Below are 19078 nucleotides of genomic sequence, written 5' to 3'. Positions count from 1 at the left end.
TATGAGCCGCGCAGCTTCGGGGATATTCATGACCTGAGCTCCCTTCGGTTCTGTCGCATTAAGGTTTCGTCAGGTAATATGCTGTTTTTTGTGTGTTGCCTGAGCATACCTCTGGGCTCTGTCGAAAATTTTATACAAAGTTGATAGCACTATTGCAAATAGCGGCTCTATCGCATTAGCGTAGGCAAGTAAGAAAATACTGTGCTGCCCAGGATAATCGGGAACCAGTGGGCTCGATGGAGAGGGATGGGCCGAAGCCGTCAGTTATGCGGTAGGTCTCGGCGTCAAGCTTGGAGAGCCTGATTTGGTGGTCGGAAAGCGGCGGCATGCGAATAGTTTGTTGAGGACCTATAGAACAGGAAACTATACAAAAAATCATCCATAACTCTATGTAGAGTTGAGTTAATTTCACTAGACGAGGAGATAATGCCTTCGATATTGAAGCCTTGCTGGCTTTGGCTTCAATAGACTTCGCGATAGACTACTAGTCAAAAAAATGGCGGAGGAGCAGAGATTCGAACTCTGGAACGGTTTCCCGTCGACGGTTTTCAAGACCGTTGCCTTCAGCCACTCGGCCACCCCTCCGTAATGCAGCGAACTATAAACACAGCCGATCCCGTTGTAAAGCCTGAAACCGTTCAACCGAACGAAAAAACGGCATCTGCAAGCTGACCGATGAAGAAATCAACAATCGGGGTGCGGCAATACCCTAGTAGTCACGTAGGGTAAAGAATGGTAAACAATCTTTAATCAATGGCTTGCACTGCACTATCATCATGATTAATTTTGTGATGACCTGATAAGAGAGATCATATGGACCGCATTGTCGTCTCATCCTCCTCGCGCGACTCTTTGCTAAGCACGCATAAAGTCTTGCGTAACACCTATTTTCTACTGTCGTTAACGCTGGCCTTTTCAGCACTGACCGCAACCGCCAGCACCATGCTGGGCTTACCGGCTCCTGGGCTGCTGTTAATGCTGGTCGGCTTTTATGGTTTGATGTTCCTGACCCATAAGCTGGCCAATAGCCCTGCCGGTATTCTGGCAGCCTTCGCCTTCACCGGCTTTATGGGCTACGCCCTTGGCCCGATCCTGAGTTCGTTCCTGAACGCTGGCGCGGGTGACCTGATCATGCTGGCGCTGGGCGGTACCGCAGTGGTGTTCTTCTGCTGTTCGGCCTATGTACTGACCACCCGTAAAGACATGTCGTTCCTGTCTGGCATGATGATGGCGGGCTTCGTGGTGCTGCTGGTGGCGGTTATCGCCAACCTGTTCTTGCAGATCCCTGCCCTGCACCTGGCCATTAGCGCACTGTTTATTCTGTTCTCTGCCGGTGCCATGCTGTGGGAAACCAGCAACATCATTCATGGCGGTGAAACCAACTATATCCGTGCCACCGTCAGCCTGTATGTTTCGCTGTACAACATGTTTATCAGCCTGTTGAGCATTCTGGGCTTCGCCCGCAGCAACTGATACAGCGCATTTGTTTTGACCTGAGCCCCGCATTGCGGGGCTTTATTTTTGCCGGAGCAAAAGTTTGCTAGACTGTGGCCCGCAATAAATTACCAATCACCGAGGCTGTATGTTGGAGTTTGAAGGTCAGACGATTGAAACTGACGCCCAGGGCTACCTGAAAAACAGCGCCGACTGGCACGAAGGGCTGGCCCCGCTGTTAGCGGCACAGGAAGAGATTGAACTGAGCGAAGCGCATTGGGAAGTCGTACGCTTTGTGCGTAGCTTCTATCAGGAATTTAATACCTCACCGGCCATTCGCATGCTGGTAAAGGCGATGGCGCAAAAATACGGCGAAGAGAAAGGCAGCAGCCGCTACCTGTATCGCCTGTTCCCGAAAGGCCCGGCCAAACAGGCGACCAAGATCGCCGGGTTGCCAAAGCCGGTGAAGTGTATCTAGCCACGGGTTAATAGCGAATACTGAAGCCCTTATATTCGGCAACCCCACGCGGTTCCACCAGCACGCGGTCAACGCGGGCGCTGCGTGGGCCGCCGCTTTTCAGCCACGCCATCAGTTGGTCAACGGCCTGTTGTTCGCCACAGGCCAGCACTTCCACGCTGCCATCATCCAGATTACGCGCATAGCCGGTTAACCCCAAAGCCGTAGCCTGATGTTGAGTGTTATAGCGAAATCCTACCCCCTGCACCACACCATAGACATACGCGGCAATACAAACTTGTGTCATAATCGGCTCCTGATCGATTTCATTACAGGCATTCTCTGCGCTGATGCCCAGAGTGTGTCACTCTTTTTTCTCTATCTGGCAGCATACTTAATTATGACCGCACGCTTGATCCTTGCCAAAGGACGTGAAAAGTCCTTACTCCGTCGCCACCCGTGGATTTTCTCTGGCGCTGTTCTCCGTGTCGAGGGTAAAGCCCAGTCCGGCGAAACCATCGATATCCATGACAGCCAGGGCAAATGGCTGGCACGCGGTGCCTATTCACCAGAATCGCAAATTCGCGCACGCGTCTGGACCTTCAAGCAGGACGAAGATATTGATATCGCATTCTTTATCAATCGCTTGCAACAGGCACAGAGCTGGCGTGATTGGGTCGCAAAGCGTGACGGGCTGGACGGTTATCGCCTGATCGCCGGTGAATCTGACGGTATGCCGGGGATCACCATCGATCGCTTCCAGAACTTCCTGGTTTTACAGTTACTGTCCGCCGGTGCCGAATATCAGCGCGCCCCGCTGCTTTCTGCTCTCCAGCACTGCTATCCAGACTGCGCGATCTACGATCGTTCAGACGTTGCCGTACGTAAAAAAGAGGGCTTGCCGCTCACCCAAGGCCCGGTGCTGGGCGATCTTCCTCCTGCCCTGCTGCCGATCACCGAGCATGGTATGAAACTGCTGGTGGACATTCAACAAGGCCACAAGACCGGTTTTTATCTCGATCAGCGTGATAGCCGCCTGGCTGCGCGTAACTATTCCGCAGGCCGACGCGTGCTCAACTGCTTCTCGTACACCGGCGCTTTCGCGGTGTCTGCCTTGATGGGCGGGTGTGAGCAGGTCATTAGCGTAGATACATCGCAGGCCGCGCTGGATATCGCCAAGCAGAACGTCGAACTGAACCAGTTGGATTTGAGCAAGGCCGAGTTTGTACGTGATGACGTATTCCAACTGCTGCGCAACTACCGCACGCAGGGTGAGAAATTCGACCTGATCATCATGGATCCACCGAAGTTTGTCGAAAACAAAAATCAGTTGGCCAGCGCCTGTCGCGGTTATAAAGACATCAATATGTTAGCCTTCCAGTTGCTGAACCCGGGCGGCATTCTGCTCAGCTTCTCCTGCTCTGGCCTGATGCCGACCGATCTGTTCCAGAAAATTTTGGCCGATGCTGCCGTAGATGCCGGGCGTGATGTACAATTTGTAGAGCAGTTCCGACAGGCTGCCGATCACCCGGTGATTGCGACTTATCCTGAAGGCTTGTATCTGAAAGGGTTTGCGTGCCGGGTGATGTAACTTGAAATGCGCTGTTTTTGTCCTCATATAGAGTTCAATGCACTGTTTCTCAGGAGGTCATATGATAGCCAGCAAATTCGGTATCGGTCAGCAGGTTCGTCACCGGCTGCTGGGGTATTTGGGGGTGGTGATTGATGTCGATCCAGAATACTCTCTGGAGCACCCAAAAGCAGACGAGATTGCAGCCAACGACGAGTTGCGCCTAGCCCCGTGGTATCACGTGGTGATGGAGGACGATGAAGGCCAGCCGGTTCACACTTATCTGGCCGAAGCGCAGTTGGCGGGGGAAGCACAGGATGCACACCCTGAACAGCCTTCTCTGGATGAGCTGGCAGAATCCATTCGCAACCAGTTGCAGGCCCCCCGGCTGCGTAACTAAACGTCAAGCCTGAGAAACCAGCGCCTCTACGTAGCGTCACTGGTTGAAGTCTATCAGCAGTCTCAAACGCCAGGGCCAACCCTGGCGTTTTCACACAATCAGCGTGCCAATCCCAGGCGCGGGATTTCAATCTTCGGGCAACGATCCATAATCACCGTTAACCCGGCCTGTTTGGCCAATGTTTCCGCCTGTTCGTTGATCACCCCGATTTGTAACCACAGCACCTTGGCACCTATCGCAATAGCCTCCTGTGCTACCCCATACGCCGCCTCCGAGTTACGAAACACGTCCACCATATCGACAGGATGAGGAATGTCCTCCAATGTGGCATAAACCACCTGCCCAAGCAGCGTCTGCCCGGCCAGCTTCGGGCTCACCGGAATGACCTGATAGCCTTGCGCCAATAAATAAACCATTACGCCATAGCTGGCTCGAGCCGGTTTATCACTGGCGCCCACCAGCGCAATGGTTTTGACCTGCTTGAGTACCTCTGCAATTGCTAGGTCTTGCATTTTTCGCTCCTGATTTTTTACCAAAAAGCACTTCATCAGTGTAACCGAAACGCCAACATCAGTTAAAATTTGTTATCAGTCTGCGTCTATACTGCTCGCAGGCTGGTTTGACCCAATGTTATGTTTCAAATACCATCAAAATGTGTGTAAATGTAAATTAAACGGCATTCTGAAAAGATTTGACATAACTAGTGGCGTATCCAACACTAGTCATCCTGTTCCACGAAAAGGAAGTAACAATGAAATTTGGTCTGGTGGTTGCGGGGCTGCTTGGAATATCGCTAAGCGTTTCGGCCGCAGCTACGACCCTGAAGCTTTCCCCGGACATCGAACTGATGATGGTCGACGGCAAGCAAATGACGGGCTCGTTGTTAAAAGGGGCCGATAGTCTGGAATTAAATGGCGGGCAGCATCAGCTGTTGTTCAAAGTCACCAAATCCGTACGTAAAGAGCCGCGCTCTCAGGTGCTTTACACTTCATCCGCGCAGATTGTGGTGTTCAACAGTCAAAACGTCAGCGCTGTCACCATCGAGCTACCGCGTCTCGAAAATGAGCAGGATGCCCAGCGGTTTGATAAAGCACCGAATTATAAAATTCTGGGCAACCATGGTAAACCGTTGGCGATCAAACAAGATGTATTACCGCTAACAACCTCATCCAATGAGAATGACCTGGAAAAGATCGTTGCTGATTATAACGCTCAAAATCGCAAGGCCTCCGTTCCGGCATTAGCGCATCTGCGTGCCAGCGTGATCGCAGCGGTTACCCCCTGAACGGTGACAACATTGCCGAGAAATGTACGGGGTCCAGCAAGCTGATCCCGAGACGCAAAAGCGGTTTATCGCCTGGGCCGGCCAATCTCGCAACCGTAACTGCAGCCAACCACGCCTTTATGCCATAAAGGTGTGTTTTGTTCGCAATTTCCCGCGTTAGCACTAGGCAGTGAAATACAGTTTCAGTAATCTGTGGCGAATCATTCGATTTTCCAAGGATAGCGACATGGAACAAACCACCCGCACCATCGCAGCGCGCAAGCATATTGCGCTCGTTGCTCACGACCATCGCAAGCAGGCCTTGCTGAAATGGGTTGAAGACAATAAGGAAATACTTGCCCAGCATCAGCTGTATGCCACGGGCACTACTGGCAATTTGATCCAGCGGGCCAGCGGTATCCCGGTGCAGAGCATGCTGAGTGGCCCGATGGGCGGCGATCAGCAAGTCGGTGCACTGATATCCGAAGGCAAGATCGATATGCTGATCTTCTTCTGGGATCCGCTAAACGCCGTCCCCCACGACCCGGATGTCAAAGCCTTGCTGCGCCTGGCCACGGTCTGGAACATCCCGGTGGCGACTAACCGCTCCACCGCCGATTTCCTGATCGACTCTTCGCTGTTCAAGAGCGAAGTGGTGATCGCCATTCCTGATTACGAAAAGTACCTCGCCGAACGCCTGAAATAATGCCCAAGGCCTGGTGGAATACCAGGCCTCAGATTGATGACAAAGTGGCAATATTGCTGAATTGGTCGGAATCCATCTACACCAGCATCTGCTAACCCATTGATTATCCAGCGGGGGCTGCATGGCCCCCTACGTTGGGAGCACGGTGATGATTTGTCAGCAGTCTCAGGCCTGTGGTTTACGGCTTTCTTTGCGACGGCACGCCAATATCTTGCAACTGCTCGATAAATACCGACGGGCGTTCGCGATCTTGTAATAACCAAACCTGATGTCTGGCCCGCGTGAGGGCGACATAGAGCAAACGCCGCTCCTCCGCATCCGGGAAATCCTCTGGCTGAGGCAATAATACCTCTTCAAGCACGGATTCACGGACCTCCGCCGGGAATCCATCCTTGCCTTCATACAGCCCGGCAATGATCACGTAGTCGGCCTGTTGGCCTTTGCTGGCATGAATGGTCATAAACTCGATATTCAGCTTCGGCCAACGCGTTGCCGCCTTTTGCAATACCTCTGGCTTGAGATGGTGGTAGCGCGCCAGCACCAAGATCCGTTCTTGCGGCTTCGCATAGCCACTTAGCTTGTCCAGCAACGCTTCCAACTGCTCCTGTGGCAGGATAACCACCGACTTCTTGTTGCCCTTGGTCAGGCTATTGAGCGGCTTTTTCAACTGGTGCGGGTTCTGCTGTATAAAGCCGTTGGCCACTTCACCAATCCGATCGTTAAAGCGGTAGGTGGTATCCAGCGCACACTGATCGCCTACGCCAAAGTTCTCGGCAAAGGCGGTGGTCAGCGACAGCTCTGCCCCGCTGAAACGGTAAATCGCCTGCCAATCATCGCCGACCGCAAACAGGCTGGTCTGCTTGTTTTGCTTACGCAGCGCCGCCAGCAGCTGCGCACGCTGCGGTGAGATATCCTGGAACTCGTCCACCAGAATATGTTTCCACGGGCTGATAAAGCGCCCTTTTTCCAACAGATTGACGGCTTGATGGATCAGCCCGGCAAAGTCGACCGCTCCCTCATCCTTCAGCGCGGTTTTCCACGCTTTCAGCAACGGTGCCATCAGGCGAATGCGTTTGCTGAACAGATCGCGGATCTCTTCGTCAGCCTGCTCTATCATTTCGGCCTGGCTACCTCCGTGGGTGCGCATCAAGCCAAGCCAGCGCTCCAGGCGCCCACTCAAACGCTCTGCCAGACGCTTGTCATGCCAGAAATCGCCCTCGGGCAATTCCCACTCCAGCTCTTCCGTTAACCATTGTCGCCAGCCTTTGGCCTGCGCTTTTTTCTCGCTGCACTGTTGCTGCCAGTGGGTGATCAGCAACGTCCGGCGCGCTTTACTGTCGGTTTCCAACTTGCTGATCGCAGGCGCTTTGCGGCTACCCTGCTGGATAATCTGCAGTGCCAGCGCATGGAACGTTTTCGCCTGTATCGCCACGCTGCCCAAACGTTCCTGGATGCGTTCGTTCATCTCTTCGGCGGCTTTGCGCCCAAATGCCAACAACAGGATCTGCTCAGGCTCGGCCTCTTGACGCAGTAGCAGCCAACCCGCCCGCGCCACCAGCACCGAGGTCTTGCCACTACCGGCTCCTGCGAGCACCAGCACGGTATCCTCGCCATTCACCACGGCCCGGCTTTGCGATTCATTCAACGGTGACGTTTCAACGGTCTGGAAGAAATCCTGGTGGGTTTCCAGCATCCGGTCGCACCACAGTTGATTGCGTTGCGCCACGCTGCGTAGGCCAGACTTGAGCCACTGCTGGCACAAGTGATAACTTTCACGGCAGTTTTCAAACTCTTCCAGCCGCGCCACCGGCATTGGCAATGCGCCAAACGATTGGCGGATCTGCTGCTGCAAGTTGCTCAATTCGGCACGCTTGAACCACTTGTCCTGTTGCTCAATTTGGCGGATATGATCGACCTGCTGTTGCAATACCTCGGCGCTCACTTCACTCATCTCGCTACTCCACTGCTGCCAAGACTGCTGCAAGTAGTGGTAAAAGCGTTGGGTTTCCTGCCATTCGGTACCGTGTAGGCGCACAACCTTTTCATCCGGCAGTTCGAACTCGAGCTCCCCCCAGACGATCCCGCGTTTACAACGCACCTGGATCAACTGGTTGAAAGGGATCAAGTATTCATGCTTCTCGCCGCTCACCTCAACGCCAGCATGCAACAACCGTACGCGGTTGTAAGGGTGCTGTGCCAGGTGCTTGCCCAGCGATGTCGCTTTAAGTTCCATATGCCCACGCCATAATCAAGTTGAGATATACCCGTCGTCTTTCAAGCTGCGGCTTGAAATCCATAGAGTAGAATTGCTATCAGTTTACCCGCGTTAAGCAATGGCACTCTAGCGTTAAAAAAAGGGTAGAATAGTTTTTGCGTTATGCTGATGAATACTTCCCCCGTGCCTTTGGCCATCATTAGAGCAGAATGACGACTATGCGTACTGTATTGAACGTTCTTAATTTCGTTTTGGGTGGTTTTTTCACCACGCTTGGCTGGCTGATTGCCACCTTCTTCAGCGTCGTGTTGATTTTCACCCTGCCATTAACCCGCTCCTGCTGGGAAATTACCAAAATCTCCTTGCTGCCATTTGGCAACGAAGCGATCCATGTCGATGAATTATACCCAGAAAAAAGTAATGCCCTGCTGGCTGCTGGCGGTTCTTTGCTGAATATCGTCTGGCTGGTCCTGTTCGGCTGGTGGCTGTGCCTGTCACACATTATTGCGGGTATCGCCCAGTGCATCACCATTATTGGTATTCCGGTAGGCATCGCCAATTTCAAGATAGCCGCTATCGCCCTGTGGCCGGTAGGCCGCCGCGTCGTTCCGGTTGAGGTGGCCCAACAGGCGCGGATCGAGAACGCCCGCCGCCGCTTTTAATCGCGTTAACTTTTCTCCCATTTAGGAGCTTGTCGTGCTCTCTTTAGCACCCAAAATTCGGCGTTATACCTATAACAGTAACCTGCTTTATAACCTGCGTATTTTTATCGCTCTGGCCGGGGCCTCTGCGGTGCCGTGGTGGTTGGGCGTCCCTAAACTGACCATTCCGTTAACGCTGGGTGTCGTTGCCGCCGCGCTAGCGGATCTGGACGACCGGCTGGCAGGAAGATTGCGAAATCTGCTCATTACGCTAGTTTGCTTTTTCGTGGCCTCGACATCGATTGAACTGCTGTTTCCTTACCCCTGGCTGTTTGCCCTCGGGCTGACGACCTCAACCTGCGGTTTTATCCTGTTGGGGGCATTAGGGCAGCGTTACGCCACTATCGCCTTCGGTGCCTTGCTGATCGCCGTCTACACCATGCTTGGCACCTCCATGTACGACGCCTGGTACCAGCAACCTACCCTGCTGATTATCGGTGCCGTTTGGTACAACTTGCTGACGCTGATCGGCCATCTGCTATTCCCTATCAAGCCCCTACAGGAAAACCTGGCCCGCTGCTATGAACAGTTGGCCAACTACCTGGATGCCAAGGCCAACCTGTTCGATCCAGATGCCGAATCGGACGCCGATCTGCCGTGGGTAGACGTGGCGATGGCTAACAGCACACTGGTCACCACGCTTAACCTGACCAAGGCTTCACTGCTGACCCGCTTGAAAGGCGACCGTGGCCAGCGCGGCACCCGCAGAACGCTGCACTACTATTTTGTCGCTCAGGATATCCATGAGCGCGCCAGTTCTTCTCACGTACAGTATCAGGCGCTAAGCCAACAGTTCCGCCACAGCGATATTCTGTTCCGCTTCCAGCGGCTGCTGGCCAAGCAGGCCCGTGCCTGCCAGCAACTGGCGCAGTCGATACTATTACGGCAGAAATATCTGCATAGCCCGCGTTTTGAGCCCGCTTTTTCACGCCTGGAAGAGGCGCTGACCCGGGTTACCATTACCCCAGAAAATCGCGAACTGACCAGAGCGCTATCCCATCTGCTGAAGAATTTACGGGCAATTGACGCCCAGTTGGCCAATATCGAGTCTGAGCAATCCTTGGCGAGTGGCCAAACCGAGGAAAACAACCTGTCAGACGACCGGCTCACCGGTTGGAGCGATATTCGCCTGCGTATCAGCCGCCACCTGACACCACAATCCGCCCTATTCCGCCACGCCATCCGTATGTCTGTGGTGCTGTGCGTAGGCTATGCGTTTATTCAACTGACCGGGATGCAGCACGGTTATTGGATCCTGCTGACCAGCCTGTTTGTCTGCCAGCCCAACTACAACGCCACCCGCAGGCGCTTGGCGTTAAGGATCATCGGCACTCTGGCTGGCATTTTGATCGGGCTGCCGATCCTGTATTTTGTGCCCTCGCTGGAAGGGCAGTTGATTCTGATCGTGATCTCGGGCGTGTTGTTCTTCGCCTTCCGAACCGTGCAATATGCCCACGCCACGATGTTTATCACCCTGTTGGTCTTGCTATGCTTTAACCTGCTGGGCGAAGGGTTCGAAGTGGCTGCCCCGCGCGTCTACGATACCCTGCTGGGTTGTGCCATCGCCTGGGCAGCGGTGAGTTTTATCTGGCCAGACTGGAAGTTCCGTCAGTTACCGGCCATGGTGCGTAAGACACTGAATGCCGACTGCCGCTATCTGGATGCCATTCTGGTGCAATACCATCAGGGCAAGGATAACGGCCTGCCTTATCGTATTGCCCGCCGCGATGCCCATAATAGCGATGCCGAATTGGCGTCGGTGATCTCTAACATGTCTGCCGACCCTAAAGCCGATAAAACCATTCAGGAAGCGGCATTTCGCCTGCTGTGCCTTAACCATACCTTGCTGAGCTATATTTCTGCCCTGGGTGCCCACCGTGAGCGCCTGGAAAGTGCCGCCGTGCTGGATTTGCTCAACGATGCGGTTTGCTATGTTGATGGTGCATTACACCACGACGCTCATGATCGTCAGCGTATCACGCAGGCACTGGAAGCCCTCTCCGAGCGTATTACTGCGCTGGTTCCGGAGCCGGAAAGCAAAGAACAACTGGTGTTGCAGCAAATTGGCCTGGTGCTCGAATTGCTACCAGAGCTGACGGCACTTAATACACAAATTACTCAAGCCGGTTGATAGTTCAAAGATGTGGGCCGCAGGCACGGTCTTCTGACCGTGCCTCAAAGGAGGGAAAGAGCGCGTTGTTTTCGAACCATTCGGTCAACGCCTCCCTTTGTAGATTCGGCAAGGCGGCATGGTGGTAACCCGCCATGGCACCCGCCAGTGACATCAGCACTTTCATGCCCAGATTTTTTTGCTGTTGCAGCAACTTCAGATAGCTATCTCTGGCCCCCAACAGGCGAAAATCATAAATATTGCATATGCCTGCTCGCCACAGCTGGCGCTCTAATGAAGCATCAATATTCGGTAAATCTTTCAATCTGCCATTGCAGCTTTTTTTCACCTTAATCTCTTTACGCGTCTCACAGAGAGCCTGCCAGGCAAGCGCACACAGTTCGCGACGCTGCCGCCACAACTCTTCATTCACCCAGTAATAGCGCATGACCATGGGGACCCCTCGCTTTAAATAGGTCATATTCACCATGCCACGCTCACGGAACGCGGTTTCCAGACTTTCTGTTGCACGCAAATACAGCTCACCTTCGGTAATGACCGCAAACATTGTGCCGTCCGCCAGCAGGCCATAGCCGCCAAACTGCGAGCGTATGGCAATATTTCCCAGGGCGGCAAAGCAGGACTTTGCCTGTTCGATCCTCCTTAACGATCCTCCATTCATTTAACTCTCCTTATATGAAGCCATAGCCATTAGGCATGTTTTGGTTGGAATAAACGTAACTGGAACAACTAATTAAAAAAAATACGCATTATCCCTAGTCGTGCCAATCATAAATTCAAGACGTACAATAAATAATCTCAATTATGCGAAGCGTTACGAAAATTTGGGTTGATCTTCTGTTTCGATGGCTATACTGTATATACATACAGTAACACTACGGGCGGGAGACGACATGCGTACTCAATCACTTTATCAACCTCATTTTAGCCAATCCTCAATGCCGGCAAAGCAAGCGGTGATCCCTGCGCAAGAGGGCAACGAAAATGGCCTAATCAGTGAGCTTGTTTACAATGAGCGGCAACCCGCCGTAGCCCAGTTGCTGGTGCCTTTGTTGCAACAGTTAGGCAGGCAATCACGTTGGTTACTGTGGCTGACCCCGCAGCAGAAACTGAGCAAAACCTGGCTGCAACAGGCCAGCCTGCCGGTTGATAAGGTCGTACAGCTTAATCAGATCAGTCCACTGGCTACCGTAGACGCCATGGAGAAGGCTTTACTGACAGGAAATTACAGTGTGGTGCTTGGCTGGTTACCTGAATTGACACAAGAGGATCGTCTAAGGTTAAGTAGAGCGGCAGAATTGGGCAATGCCTATGGGTTCATTATGCGACCCCAACGTGACATCGTGGCTGCCGACAGACACTGTTCAACCTTAAAAATTCACTCTTCTTTGTATCATTAAGTAAATTTAGGACTTTTCCCATCACTTTTATCGTTTGGTCTGGCAATCGCAGGCAGATCAGGCGAAAAGCGAGGTTGGCTGCGGTTCGGCGCGACCTTCCAGGTGAAAAAAAGTCTCGTTTAGCACCCCGATATGTTAGAGGATATGTCTAATTCCATGTTTTTTTTTAGAGCTTTATCACATCACACTTGTAACTTTCGCGCCACGTTGTAGACTTTACATCGCCAAGGTTGCTCTATAACGCCAGAAAAACTGGCAGAGTAACAAACGAGGGCTCAAACCTTGGCGAAGGAATTTAAACCAAGGGCTTAAAGCAGCTTTAAAGCTCATTGCCTATTTGGATGATAACGAGGCGCAAAATGAAAAAGACAGCTATCGCATTAGCAGTGGCACTGGCAGGTTTCGCTACAGTAGCGCAAGCCGCACCAAAAGACGACACTTGGTACACTGGTGCTAAACTGGGTTGGTCCCAGTTCCATGACACCGGTTTCTACGGTAACGGTTACACCGTTGATAACGACGCACGTAAAGACCAGATTGGTGCTGGTGCGTTCGTTGGCTATCAGGCAAACCAATACCTGGGCTTCGAAATGGGCTACGACTGGTTAGGTCGTATGAAATATACCGGCGCTAACACCGGTTCTTTCAAAGCTCAAGGCGTTCAACTGGCAGCTAAACTGAGCTACCCAATCATGAACGATCTGGACATCTACACTCGTCTGGGTGGCATGGTATGGCGTGCAGACAGTGATGGTGCTGGCTCTAACGGTGGCAACCATGACACTGGCGTTTCTCCATTGGCAGCAGTGGGTGTTGAATACGCACTGAACCGTGACTGGGCTACCCGTCTGGACTACCAGTGGGTTAACAACATCGGTGATGCAGGTACCGTTGGCGCACGTCCAGACAACGGCATGCTGAGCGTAGGTGTTTCCTACCGCTTTGGCCAGGAAGTTGCTGCTCCAGTAGTAGCTCCAGCTCCAGCCCCAGCTCCAGTTGTTGAGACCAAGAAGTTCACTCTGACTTCTGACGTTCTGTTCGCGTTCAACAAAGCGACCCTGAAGCCAGAAGGCCAACAAGCTCTGGATCAGCTGTACACCCAACTGAGCTCACTGGATCCGAAAGACGGTTCTGTTGTAGTTCTGGGCTTCACTGATGCAGTAGGTTCAGCAGAATACAACCTGCGCCTGTCTGAGCAACGTGCACAAAGCGTTGTGGATTACCTCGTGTCTAAAGGTATCCCTTCAGACAAGATTTCTGCACGTGGCATGGGTAAAGCTAACCCAGTTACCGGTGACTCTTGTGGCTACCGTTCAGGCCGCGCAACTGCAGCTCAGATCGCATGTCTGGCTCCAGATCGTCGCGTAGAGATCGAAGTTAAAGGCATCAAAGAAGTTGTTTCTCAGCCTCAGGGCTAAGTAAGCGCTTCTTAGTAAAAAACCCCGCATTGCGGGGTTTTTTTTTGGCCTAACGTTAGGTAATGCTATTTATCATCCTTACCCAGGATCGCCTGTAGATCCTGTTTCAGCGATGACATCTGGCTGGCATACTTCTCTTTTCGCTCGGCATCTTCGATCAGCTGTACGACAGTTTCCGACAGGGTGACGCCACGGCGATGCGCCAGCGCAGCCAAACGTTGCCAGACCAGGAACTCCAGATCGATCGATTTCTTGCGCGTATGCTGATGTTCTGAGTTGAAATGACGCTTACGCCGGGCGCGGATGGTTTGTTTCATCCGATTATCCAGCGTCGGATTCATGTGCTCATCGATCCACGCCAGCACTTTGACCGGTTCATTTTCCAGCTTCAGCAGTTGGTCAATGACCTCCTGAGCAAGGCTGTTTTCAATGTAGCGGGTGATCGCTTCACCTTCCCGGTGCTTTTTCACCAGGTACTTCCATTTCCAACCGCTCTCCAGATTTTCCAGTTGCTGATATTTCATCGTGAACTCTGCTGTGACCGTGTAACTTTAATAAGCATAACAGCTTTAGCCAACTTTTCCTCGGCAATTACCCGCCGTTTTTGACTGTTTTTTGCACAGTCATCGGGCAATGTCAAACTCCGATGCTCAACAATGACTCTGGAGGTATCAAGCTGGCGTTATTCTTGTATAATCGCGCTTTCCCTTTTTGACGATTGCATCTAACACTTTGACCAATAACCGACTTGAATGGCAATCTCTGTTGCCTGCTGCTACGCCTTATCAGGCGATTTTCGATTCCGCTGCTCAATTGGCACCCGTGGCCTTTTCTGCAATCCAGCCCCGTTTGGAGAATGCGCTGACGCTGTTTTTGCATCCGCTGTCTCTGCCACGTTTTATGCTGTTGAAAGCACAGGAAACACGTGAGTATCTGGCGTTGATCGCCCGAGCGGCAGAAGAGTTGCAACCGCAGAATACCGTTAAAGGCAGTCACTACGTGATTGAAGGCGACACCGTCAGCATTAAAAATGCCCTGCGCGGCGATGAACCTTTTGCCGCCGGCGGTGCTTGCGTTTACCAGGAATGGGTTGAGCCAGAACAGTTATTTGGCTGCGTCAGAATGCACAATGGTGCGATCACCTTGCAACCGGGCCTGGTCCATCAGGCTAACGGCGGCGTGCTGATCCTGTCGGCGCGTGCCCTATTGGCACAGCCGCTATTGTGGCTGCGTCTCAAGCAGATGATTACCCAGCGCCAGTTCCAGTGGCTGACGCCAGATGAAACCCGGCCACTGCCGATTTCCATCCCTCCGATGCCGTTGGAGTTACGCCTGATTGTAGTGGGCGATCGCCATGGCCTGGCTGATTTCCACGATATGGAGCCTGAAGTCTGCGGGCAGGCCGTCTACGGTGAATATGAAGACGATCTACAGCTCACCGAGCCAGACGATATGGTGCAATGGTGTGGCTATATCAATAGCGTGGTCGCCGAACAGCAATTACCACCGCTGGCAGCCGACGCCTGGCAGCCTCTGATGGTCCAGGCGGTGCGCCATACCGGTGACCAGGGTAACCTACCGCTATCACCACTTTGGGTCAGCCAGCAGCTTTCTGAGGCCGCTCTGTATGCCGAAGAGGAGCAGATCACCGCTAAAGCGTTAGAAGCGGCGCTGAATGCCCGCGAATGGCGTGAAAGCTATCTCGCAGAACGCATGCAGGACGAGATTGAACTGGGCCAGATCATGATCGAAACCGAAGGTGAGGTGATTGGTCAGATTAACGGCCTGTCGGTGCTGGATTATCCAGGGCATCCGCGCAGCTTTGGCGAACCTTCGCGCATCAGTTGTGTAGTCCACCTGGGCGATGGCGAATTTACCGATGTGGAGCGCAAGGCCGAGCTTGGGGGCAATCTGCACGCCAAAGGTATGATGATCATGCAGGCGTTCCTGATCTCCGAACTGGATCTCGATCAGCAACTGCCCTTCTCCGCTTCGATCGTCTTTGAGCAATCCTACGGTGAAGTTGACGGGGATAGCGCCTCACTAGCCGAACTCTGCGCCCTGATCAGCGCATTGTCACAGCAGCCGATCACCCAGCAAATCGCCGTGACAGGTTCCGTTGACCAGTTTGGTAATGTGCAACCGATCGGTGGCGCAAACGAAAAAATCGAAGGTTTCTTCGAGGTCTGTCTACGCCGCGGCCTGACGGGCAAACAGGGCGTGATCCTGCCAGCCAGCAACGTACGGCACCTTTGCCTGCGCCCAGACGTCGTCGAAGCGGTGCGTGTTGGGCAATTCCATCTGTGGGCGGTAGATAGCGTTGCGGAAGCCTTGCCGTTATTGACCGGCTATCCGTTCGCCGAGGAGCAGCAGCCGAGCTTGCTGGCCGCCATCCAGGAGCGAATTGCACAGGCCATGTTGCCAGAACGGCGTCCGTTGCCGTGGCCATTGCGCTGGCTTAACTGGTTCAGCCGTGGCTGATCGGACTTGTTCAGCGTACACGTGTAAGTTAATCTGCGTCCTTCATCAAAATAAGGTTTACTGAGAACATGGTAGATAAACGCGAATCCTATACGAAACAAGATCTCGAAGCATCGGGCCGTGGCGAACTGTTTGGCGCCGGTGGGCCACCGTTGCCATCAGGCAACATGTTAATGATGGACCGCGTGGTCAAGATGACCGAAGACGGTGGTAGCCACAATAAAGGCTACGTAGAAGCTGAGCTCGATATCAATCCGGATCTGTGGTTCTTCGATTGCCACTTTATTGGCGATCCGGTCATGCCAGGCTGCCTGGGTCTGGATGCCATGTGGCAGTTGGTAGGGTTCTACCTCGGCTGGATGGGCGGTGAAGGCAAAGGCCGTGCGCTGGGTGTCGGCGAAGTGAAGTTCACCGGTCAGGTACTGCCAACCGCTAAAAAGGTCACCTACCGCATCAACTTCAAACGCGTGATCATCCGCAAGCTGATTATGGGCGTGGCTGATGGCGAAGTGCTGTGCGATGGCAAAGTGATCTATACCGCCAGCGATCTGAAAGTGGGCCTGTTCAAGGACGCAGCAGCGTTCTAATGCCCTACGGCGGCCTCTCTCGGTCGCCGTTTATTTCCCCTGTGTTATTACTGAGCTGGTCGTTTAATCGCCACTCAGTGACTACAATAAATGTATTCACCAAGAGGGCTGCATGAAAAAGACCAGTTTTGCGACGACCCCCTGCCCAATCGCCCGTTCGTTAGGGCGCGTGGGGGAATGGTGGAGCATCTTGATCCTGCGCGATGCTTTTCATGGCCTGAGCAAATTTGACGAGTTTCAGCAAAGCCTGGGGCTATCCCCCACGCTGCTGACCCGCAGGCTTAAATTTTTGGTGGAAAGCGGCATTCTATATAAGCAACGCTACCAGACTCGCCCGGTACGCTATCAATATCTGCTCACCGAGCGCGGCAAGGATTTCTTCCCGGTCTTGGTGACGTTGTTCCAGTGGGGAAATACTCATCTGAGCGAAGGGGCGCACAGCGCAGAACTGGTCGATCGACGCAGCGGTCAACCCATACAGCCTCAATTAATCGATGCGCTAACCCAGCAACCTATCGCCCTACAGCACATCACGTTAGCGGCAGGTCCTGCGGCCGGAGAGGCCATGTCACGCCGTGCTTCTCTGATGCAGCATCACTACGCCTTACTTAATGAATCATCCAAGGAGTCACTATGAGCAGTCGTCGTATAGTTATCACCGGTATGGGGGCCGTCTCTCCTTTAGGTTGCGGCGTAGAGCCGATCTGGCAACGCCTGTTGGCGGGTCAGTCAGGGATCAGCCCACTGCCCGAAGAGATGGTGGCAGATTTGCAGGTCAAGATCGGCGGTCAGGTGCCCACGCTGGAGCAAGATGCCGCTGCCGGTTTTGATCCAGACCTGAGCGTGGCACCGAAAGACCAAAAGAAAATGGACCGCTTTATTCTGCTGGCGATGGCCGCCGCTGACGAAGCCATCAAGCAGGCTGGTTGGAACGCCGATAGTGAGGAGAAACAGGAACGGACGGCCACCGTGATCGCCTCCGGCATTGGTGGCTTCCCCGCTATCGCCCATGCGGTGCGCACCACGGATAGCCGCGGGCCTAAGCGCCTCTCTCCTTTCACCATTCCCTCCTTTTTGGTTAACCTGGCCGCCGGCCATGTCTCCATCAAGCATCAATTCAAGGGGCCGATTGGCGCACCGGTCACCGCCTGTGCAGCAGGCGTACAGGCCATTGGCGATGCGGTGCGGATGATCCGCAACGATGAAGCCGATATCGCCTTATGTGGCGGAACGGAAGCCGCTATCGATACCGTTAGCCTGGGGGGCTTTGCCGCTGCCCGAGCCATGTCAACCACGCCTGCGGATGCCGCAACCAAAGCGTCACGCCCGTTTGACAGCGCCCGCGACGGCTTTGTGATGGGTGAAGGGGCCGGGATGTTGGTGATCGAGACGTTGGAACATGCGTTGGCACGCGGTGCCAAGCCGTTAGCTGAGATTGTCGGTTACGGCACCAGTGCGGATGCCTACCATATGACTTCCGGGGCCGAAGATGGCGACGGCGCCTATCGGGCGATGAAGATTGCGCTGAAACAGGCTGGCGTCACGCCAGATCAGGTTCAGCATCTGAATGCACACGCCACCTCAACCCCGGTTGGCGATCTGGGTGAAATCAACGCCATCAAACACCTGTTCGGCACCGATGGGCATATCGCTATCACCTCCACCAAATCGGCCACCGGCCATCTGCTGGGAGCCGCAGGCGGCCTGGAAACCATTTTCACCGCCCTGGCGCTGCGCGATCAAATCGCTCCGGCCACTCTGAATCTGGATAATCCAGACCCTGCCGCCGCCGGTTTGCATCTGGTGGCCAATAAGCCGGAACCGATGGCAATGACCTATGCCCTGTCGAACGGATTTGGTTTTGGGGGAGTCAACGCGAGTATTTTGCTGAAACGCTGGCAGGAATAATTTTACGCTTAAAACGAAAACCTCCGCTTGTTTGGCGGAGGTCGTTCCTTAATTCATGACAGAGAGCCGCTTAAGCGGTCACAGCCCTGTCCTCCATGGCTTGTCGCCAACCTCCCAGCCAGTTAGCCCGGGCGTCTAAAGATTGGTAGGGACAAAGTTCCCTTGAACGCCCTGCAATACCTGCTTGGTAACCACGTGATTCAGCCCGTTCCAAACGATCTCTTTTCTGTCTCTTCATGCCTCATTTCCCTCGTTGTGACTTTGTGGAAAGAAAACAATGGCCGCACGAAATACAGCCACATTTAAGGAATAGCCCTAAATGGCGAGAAGATCAACGTTCAAATTTCATACCGTTGTCATATTTGTGAGCTATGCACGGCGCATAAGCTAAGTGGCTGATATTGCT

19 protein-coding genes, 1 tRNA gene and 1 pseudogene are annotated in these 19078 nt (G+C 53.5%); 14 read left to right on the top strand and 7 right to left on the bottom strand.

The window, feature by feature from the left end; genetic code table 11:
• Positions 1 to 497: 497 nt before the first annotated feature.
• Positions 498 to 585, bottom strand: a tRNA-Ser gene (locus WN53_RS18105).
• 228 nt (positions 586 to 813) lie between these two features.
• Here WN53_RS18105 and yccA point away from each other — a divergent pair.
• Complete coding sequence (gene yccA / locus WN53_RS18100; RefSeq protein WP_021181987.1) at positions 814 to 1473, top strand: FtsH protease modulator YccA; 660 nt, start codon at positions 814 to 816, stop codon at positions 1471 to 1473.
• Between the two features lie 109 nt (positions 1474 to 1582).
• On the top strand, positions 1583 to 1912 hold the full coding sequence (gene tusE, locus WN53_RS18095) for a sulfurtransferase TusE (RefSeq protein WP_024485653.1): 330 nt from the start codon (positions 1583 to 1585) through the stop codon (positions 1910 to 1912).
• 7 nt (positions 1913 to 1919) lie between these two features.
• Here the strand turns inward: tusE and yccX are convergent, their stop codons facing one another.
• Positions 1920 to 2198 (bottom strand): acylphosphatase, encoded by a 279-nt coding sequence (gene yccX / locus WN53_RS18090; protein WP_021181988.1) that lies wholly within the window; start codon positions 2196 to 2198, stop codon positions 1920 to 1922.
• A gap of 93 nt (positions 2199 to 2291) precedes the next feature.
• Between yccX and rlmI the strand changes: the two genes are divergently transcribed.
• Together rlmI and hspQ are read left to right on the top strand one after the other, a co-directional pair.
• Positions 2292 to 3482, top strand: coding sequence for a 23S rRNA (cytosine(1962)-C(5))-methyltransferase RlmI (gene rlmI / locus WN53_RS18085; protein ID WP_024485654.1), 1191 nt, complete (start codon positions 2292 to 2294; stop codon positions 3480 to 3482).
• A gap of 61 nt (positions 3483 to 3543) precedes the next feature.
• Positions 3544 to 3861 carry a heat shock protein HspQ gene (hspQ, locus tag WN53_RS18080; RefSeq protein ID WP_024485655.1) on the top strand — a complete coding sequence of 106 codons (318 nt, stop codon included), beginning with the start codon at positions 3544 to 3546 and terminating at the stop codon, positions 3859 to 3861.
• A gap of 98 nt (positions 3862 to 3959) precedes the next feature.
• Here the strand turns inward: hspQ and WN53_RS18075 are convergent, their stop codons facing one another.
• The gene (locus WN53_RS18075; protein ID WP_024485656.1) at positions 3960 to 4373 is read right to left on the bottom strand and encodes a CoA-binding protein; all 414 of its coding nucleotides are present in this window, start codon (positions 4371 to 4373) and stop codon (positions 3960 to 3962) included.
• A gap of 239 nt (positions 4374 to 4612) precedes the next feature.
• Here WN53_RS18075 and WN53_RS18070 point away from each other — a divergent pair.
• Positions 4613 to 5306, top strand: a pseudogene (locus tag WN53_RS18070) (DUF2057 family protein).
• 66 nt (positions 5307 to 5372) lie between these two features.
• The gene (locus WN53_RS18065) at positions 5373 to 5831 is read left to right on the top strand and encodes a methylglyoxal synthase (RefSeq protein WP_021182049.1); all 459 of its coding nucleotides are present in this window, start codon (positions 5373 to 5375) and stop codon (positions 5829 to 5831) included.
• Positions 5832 to 6009: 178 nt separating this feature from the next.
• Here WN53_RS18065 and helD read toward each other — a convergent pair whose 3' ends face one another.
• Entirely contained in the window at positions 6010 to 8064 is a 2055-nt protein-coding gene (helD, locus tag WN53_RS18060; RefSeq protein WP_024485657.1) for a DNA helicase IV, read from the bottom strand.
• A 200-nt stretch (positions 8065 to 8264) separates the two neighbouring features.
• On the opposite strand from helD, the gene WN53_RS18055 reads away from it, so the two are divergent.
• Positions 8265 to 8708, top strand: a complete 444-nt coding sequence (locus WN53_RS18055; protein WP_024485658.1) for a YccF domain-containing protein — start codon at positions 8265 to 8267, stop codon at positions 8706 to 8708.
• A 34-nt stretch (positions 8709 to 8742) separates the two neighbouring features.
• On the top strand, positions 8743 to 10878 hold the full coding sequence (gene yccS / locus WN53_RS18050; protein WP_046808144.1) for a YccS family putative transporter: 2136 nt from the start codon (positions 8743 to 8745) through the stop codon (positions 10876 to 10878).
• Positions 10879 to 10882: 4 nt separating this feature from the next.
• Here yccS and WN53_RS18045 read toward each other — a convergent pair whose 3' ends face one another.
• Positions 10883 to 11539: a TfoX/Sxy family DNA transformation protein gene (locus WN53_RS18045; protein ID WP_024485660.1), complete on the bottom strand. Its 657-nt coding sequence runs from the start codon at positions 11537 to 11539 to the stop codon at positions 10883 to 10885.
• Between the two features lie 277 nt (positions 11540 to 11816).
• Here WN53_RS18045 and sulA point away from each other — a divergent pair, with 277 nt between their 5' ends.
• Together sulA and ompA are read left to right on the top strand one after the other, a co-directional pair.
• Entirely contained in the window at positions 11817 to 12278 is a 462-nt protein-coding gene (sulA, locus tag WN53_RS18040; protein ID WP_235166994.1) for an SOS-induced cell division inhibitor SulA, read from the top strand.
• Between the two features lie 359 nt (positions 12279 to 12637).
• The gene (gene ompA, locus WN53_RS18035) at positions 12638 to 13696 is read left to right on the top strand and encodes a porin OmpA (RefSeq protein WP_024485662.1); all 1059 of its coding nucleotides are present in this window, start codon (positions 12638 to 12640) and stop codon (positions 13694 to 13696) included.
• A gap of 65 nt (positions 13697 to 13761) precedes the next feature.
• On the opposite strand, the gene matP is transcribed toward ompA, so the two are convergent.
• The gene (matP, locus tag WN53_RS18030; protein WP_024485663.1) at positions 13762 to 14220 is read right to left on the bottom strand and encodes a macrodomain Ter protein MatP; all 459 of its coding nucleotides are present in this window, start codon (positions 14218 to 14220) and stop codon (positions 13762 to 13764) included.
• Between the two features lie 208 nt (positions 14221 to 14428).
• On the opposite strand from matP, the gene WN53_RS18025 reads away from it, so the two are divergent.
• The 4 genes from WN53_RS18025 (at position 14429) to fabF (ending at position 18672) form a co-directional block, all read left to right on the top strand.
• Complete coding sequence (locus WN53_RS18025) at positions 14429 to 16177, top strand: AAA family ATPase (protein WP_024485664.1); 1749 nt, start codon at positions 14429 to 14431, stop codon at positions 16175 to 16177.
• Between the two features lie 68 nt (positions 16178 to 16245).
• Positions 16246 to 16764, top strand: coding sequence for a bifunctional 3-hydroxydecanoyl-ACP dehydratase/trans-2-decenoyl-ACP isomerase (gene fabA, locus WN53_RS18020; protein WP_024485665.1), 519 nt, complete (start codon positions 16246 to 16248; stop codon positions 16762 to 16764).
• Between the two features lie 112 nt (positions 16765 to 16876).
• Positions 16877 to 17401, top strand: coding sequence for a winged helix-turn-helix transcriptional regulator (locus tag WN53_RS18015; protein WP_024485666.1), 525 nt, complete (start codon positions 16877 to 16879; stop codon positions 17399 to 17401).
• Entirely contained in the window at positions 17398 to 18672 is a 1275-nt protein-coding gene (fabF, locus tag WN53_RS18010; protein WP_046808143.1) for a beta-ketoacyl-ACP synthase II, read from the top strand. The genes WN53_RS18015 and fabF overlap by 4 nt, the downstream gene beginning before the upstream one ends.
• Before the next feature lie 70 nt (positions 18673 to 18742).
• Here the strand turns inward: fabF and rmf are convergent, their stop codons facing one another.
• A complete protein-coding gene (rmf, locus tag WN53_RS27580; protein ID WP_071784464.1) occupies positions 18743 to 18910 on the bottom strand; it encodes a ribosome modulation factor in 168 nt (55 codons plus the stop codon).
• Between the last annotated feature and the right edge of the window lie 168 nt (positions 18911 to 19078).

It is taken from the genome of Serratia fonticola (assembly GCF_001006005.1).
In the GTDB taxonomy this organism is placed as follows: Bacteria; Pseudomonadota; Gammaproteobacteria; order Enterobacterales; family Enterobacteriaceae; genus Chania; species Chania fonticola.
This window is presented reverse-complemented; position numbering and strand designations above follow the sequence as displayed.

Coding starts and splice junctions, on each gene's coding strand:
- yccA (WP_021181987.1), top strand. CDS start 814: ATGGACCGCATTGTCGTCTCATCCTCCTCGCGCGACTCTTTGCTAAGC.
- WN53_RS18055 (WP_024485658.1), top strand. CDS start 8,265: ATGCGTACTGTATTGAACGTTCTTAATTTCGTTTTGGGTGGTTTTTTC.
- rmf (WP_071784464.1), bottom strand. CDS start 18,910: ATGAAGAGACAGAAAAGAGATCGTTTGGAACGGGCTGAATCACGTGGT.
- hspQ (WP_024485655.1), top strand. CDS start 3,544: ATGATAGCCAGCAAATTCGGTATCGGTCAGCAGGTTCGTCACCGGCTG.
- helD (WP_024485657.1), bottom strand. CDS start 8,064: ATGGAACTTAAAGCGACATCGCTGGGCAAGCACCTGGCACAGCACCCT.
- fabF (WP_046808143.1), top strand. CDS start 17,398: ATGAGCAGTCGTCGTATAGTTATCACCGGTATGGGGGCCGTCTCTCCT.
- yccX (WP_021181988.1), bottom strand. CDS start 2,198: ATGACACAAGTTTGTATTGCCGCGTATGTCTATGGTGTGGTGCAGGGG.
- ompA (WP_024485662.1), top strand. CDS start 12,638: ATGAAAAAGACAGCTATCGCATTAGCAGTGGCACTGGCAGGTTTCGCT.
- sulA (WP_235166994.1), top strand. CDS start 11,817: ATGCCGGCAAAGCAAGCGGTGATCCCTGCGCAAGAGGGCAACGAAAAT.
- fabA (WP_024485665.1), top strand. CDS start 16,246: ATGGTAGATAAACGCGAATCCTATACGAAACAAGATCTCGAAGCATCG.
- WN53_RS18015 (WP_024485666.1), top strand. CDS start 16,877: ATGAAAAAGACCAGTTTTGCGACGACCCCCTGCCCAATCGCCCGTTCG.
- WN53_RS18075 (WP_024485656.1), bottom strand. CDS start 4,373: ATGCAAGACCTAGCAATTGCAGAGGTACTCAAGCAGGTCAAAACCATT.
- tusE (WP_024485653.1), top strand. CDS start 1,583: ATGTTGGAGTTTGAAGGTCAGACGATTGAAACTGACGCCCAGGGCTAC.
- rlmI (WP_024485654.1), top strand. CDS start 2,292: ATGACCGCACGCTTGATCCTTGCCAAAGGACGTGAAAAGTCCTTACTC.
- WN53_RS18045 (WP_024485660.1), bottom strand. CDS start 11,539: ATGAATGGAGGATCGTTAAGGAGGATCGAACAGGCAAAGTCCTGCTTT.
- WN53_RS18065 (WP_021182049.1), top strand. CDS start 5,373: ATGGAACAAACCACCCGCACCATCGCAGCGCGCAAGCATATTGCGCTC.
- matP (WP_024485663.1), bottom strand. CDS start 14,220: ATGAAATATCAGCAACTGGAAAATCTGGAGAGCGGTTGGAAATGGAAG.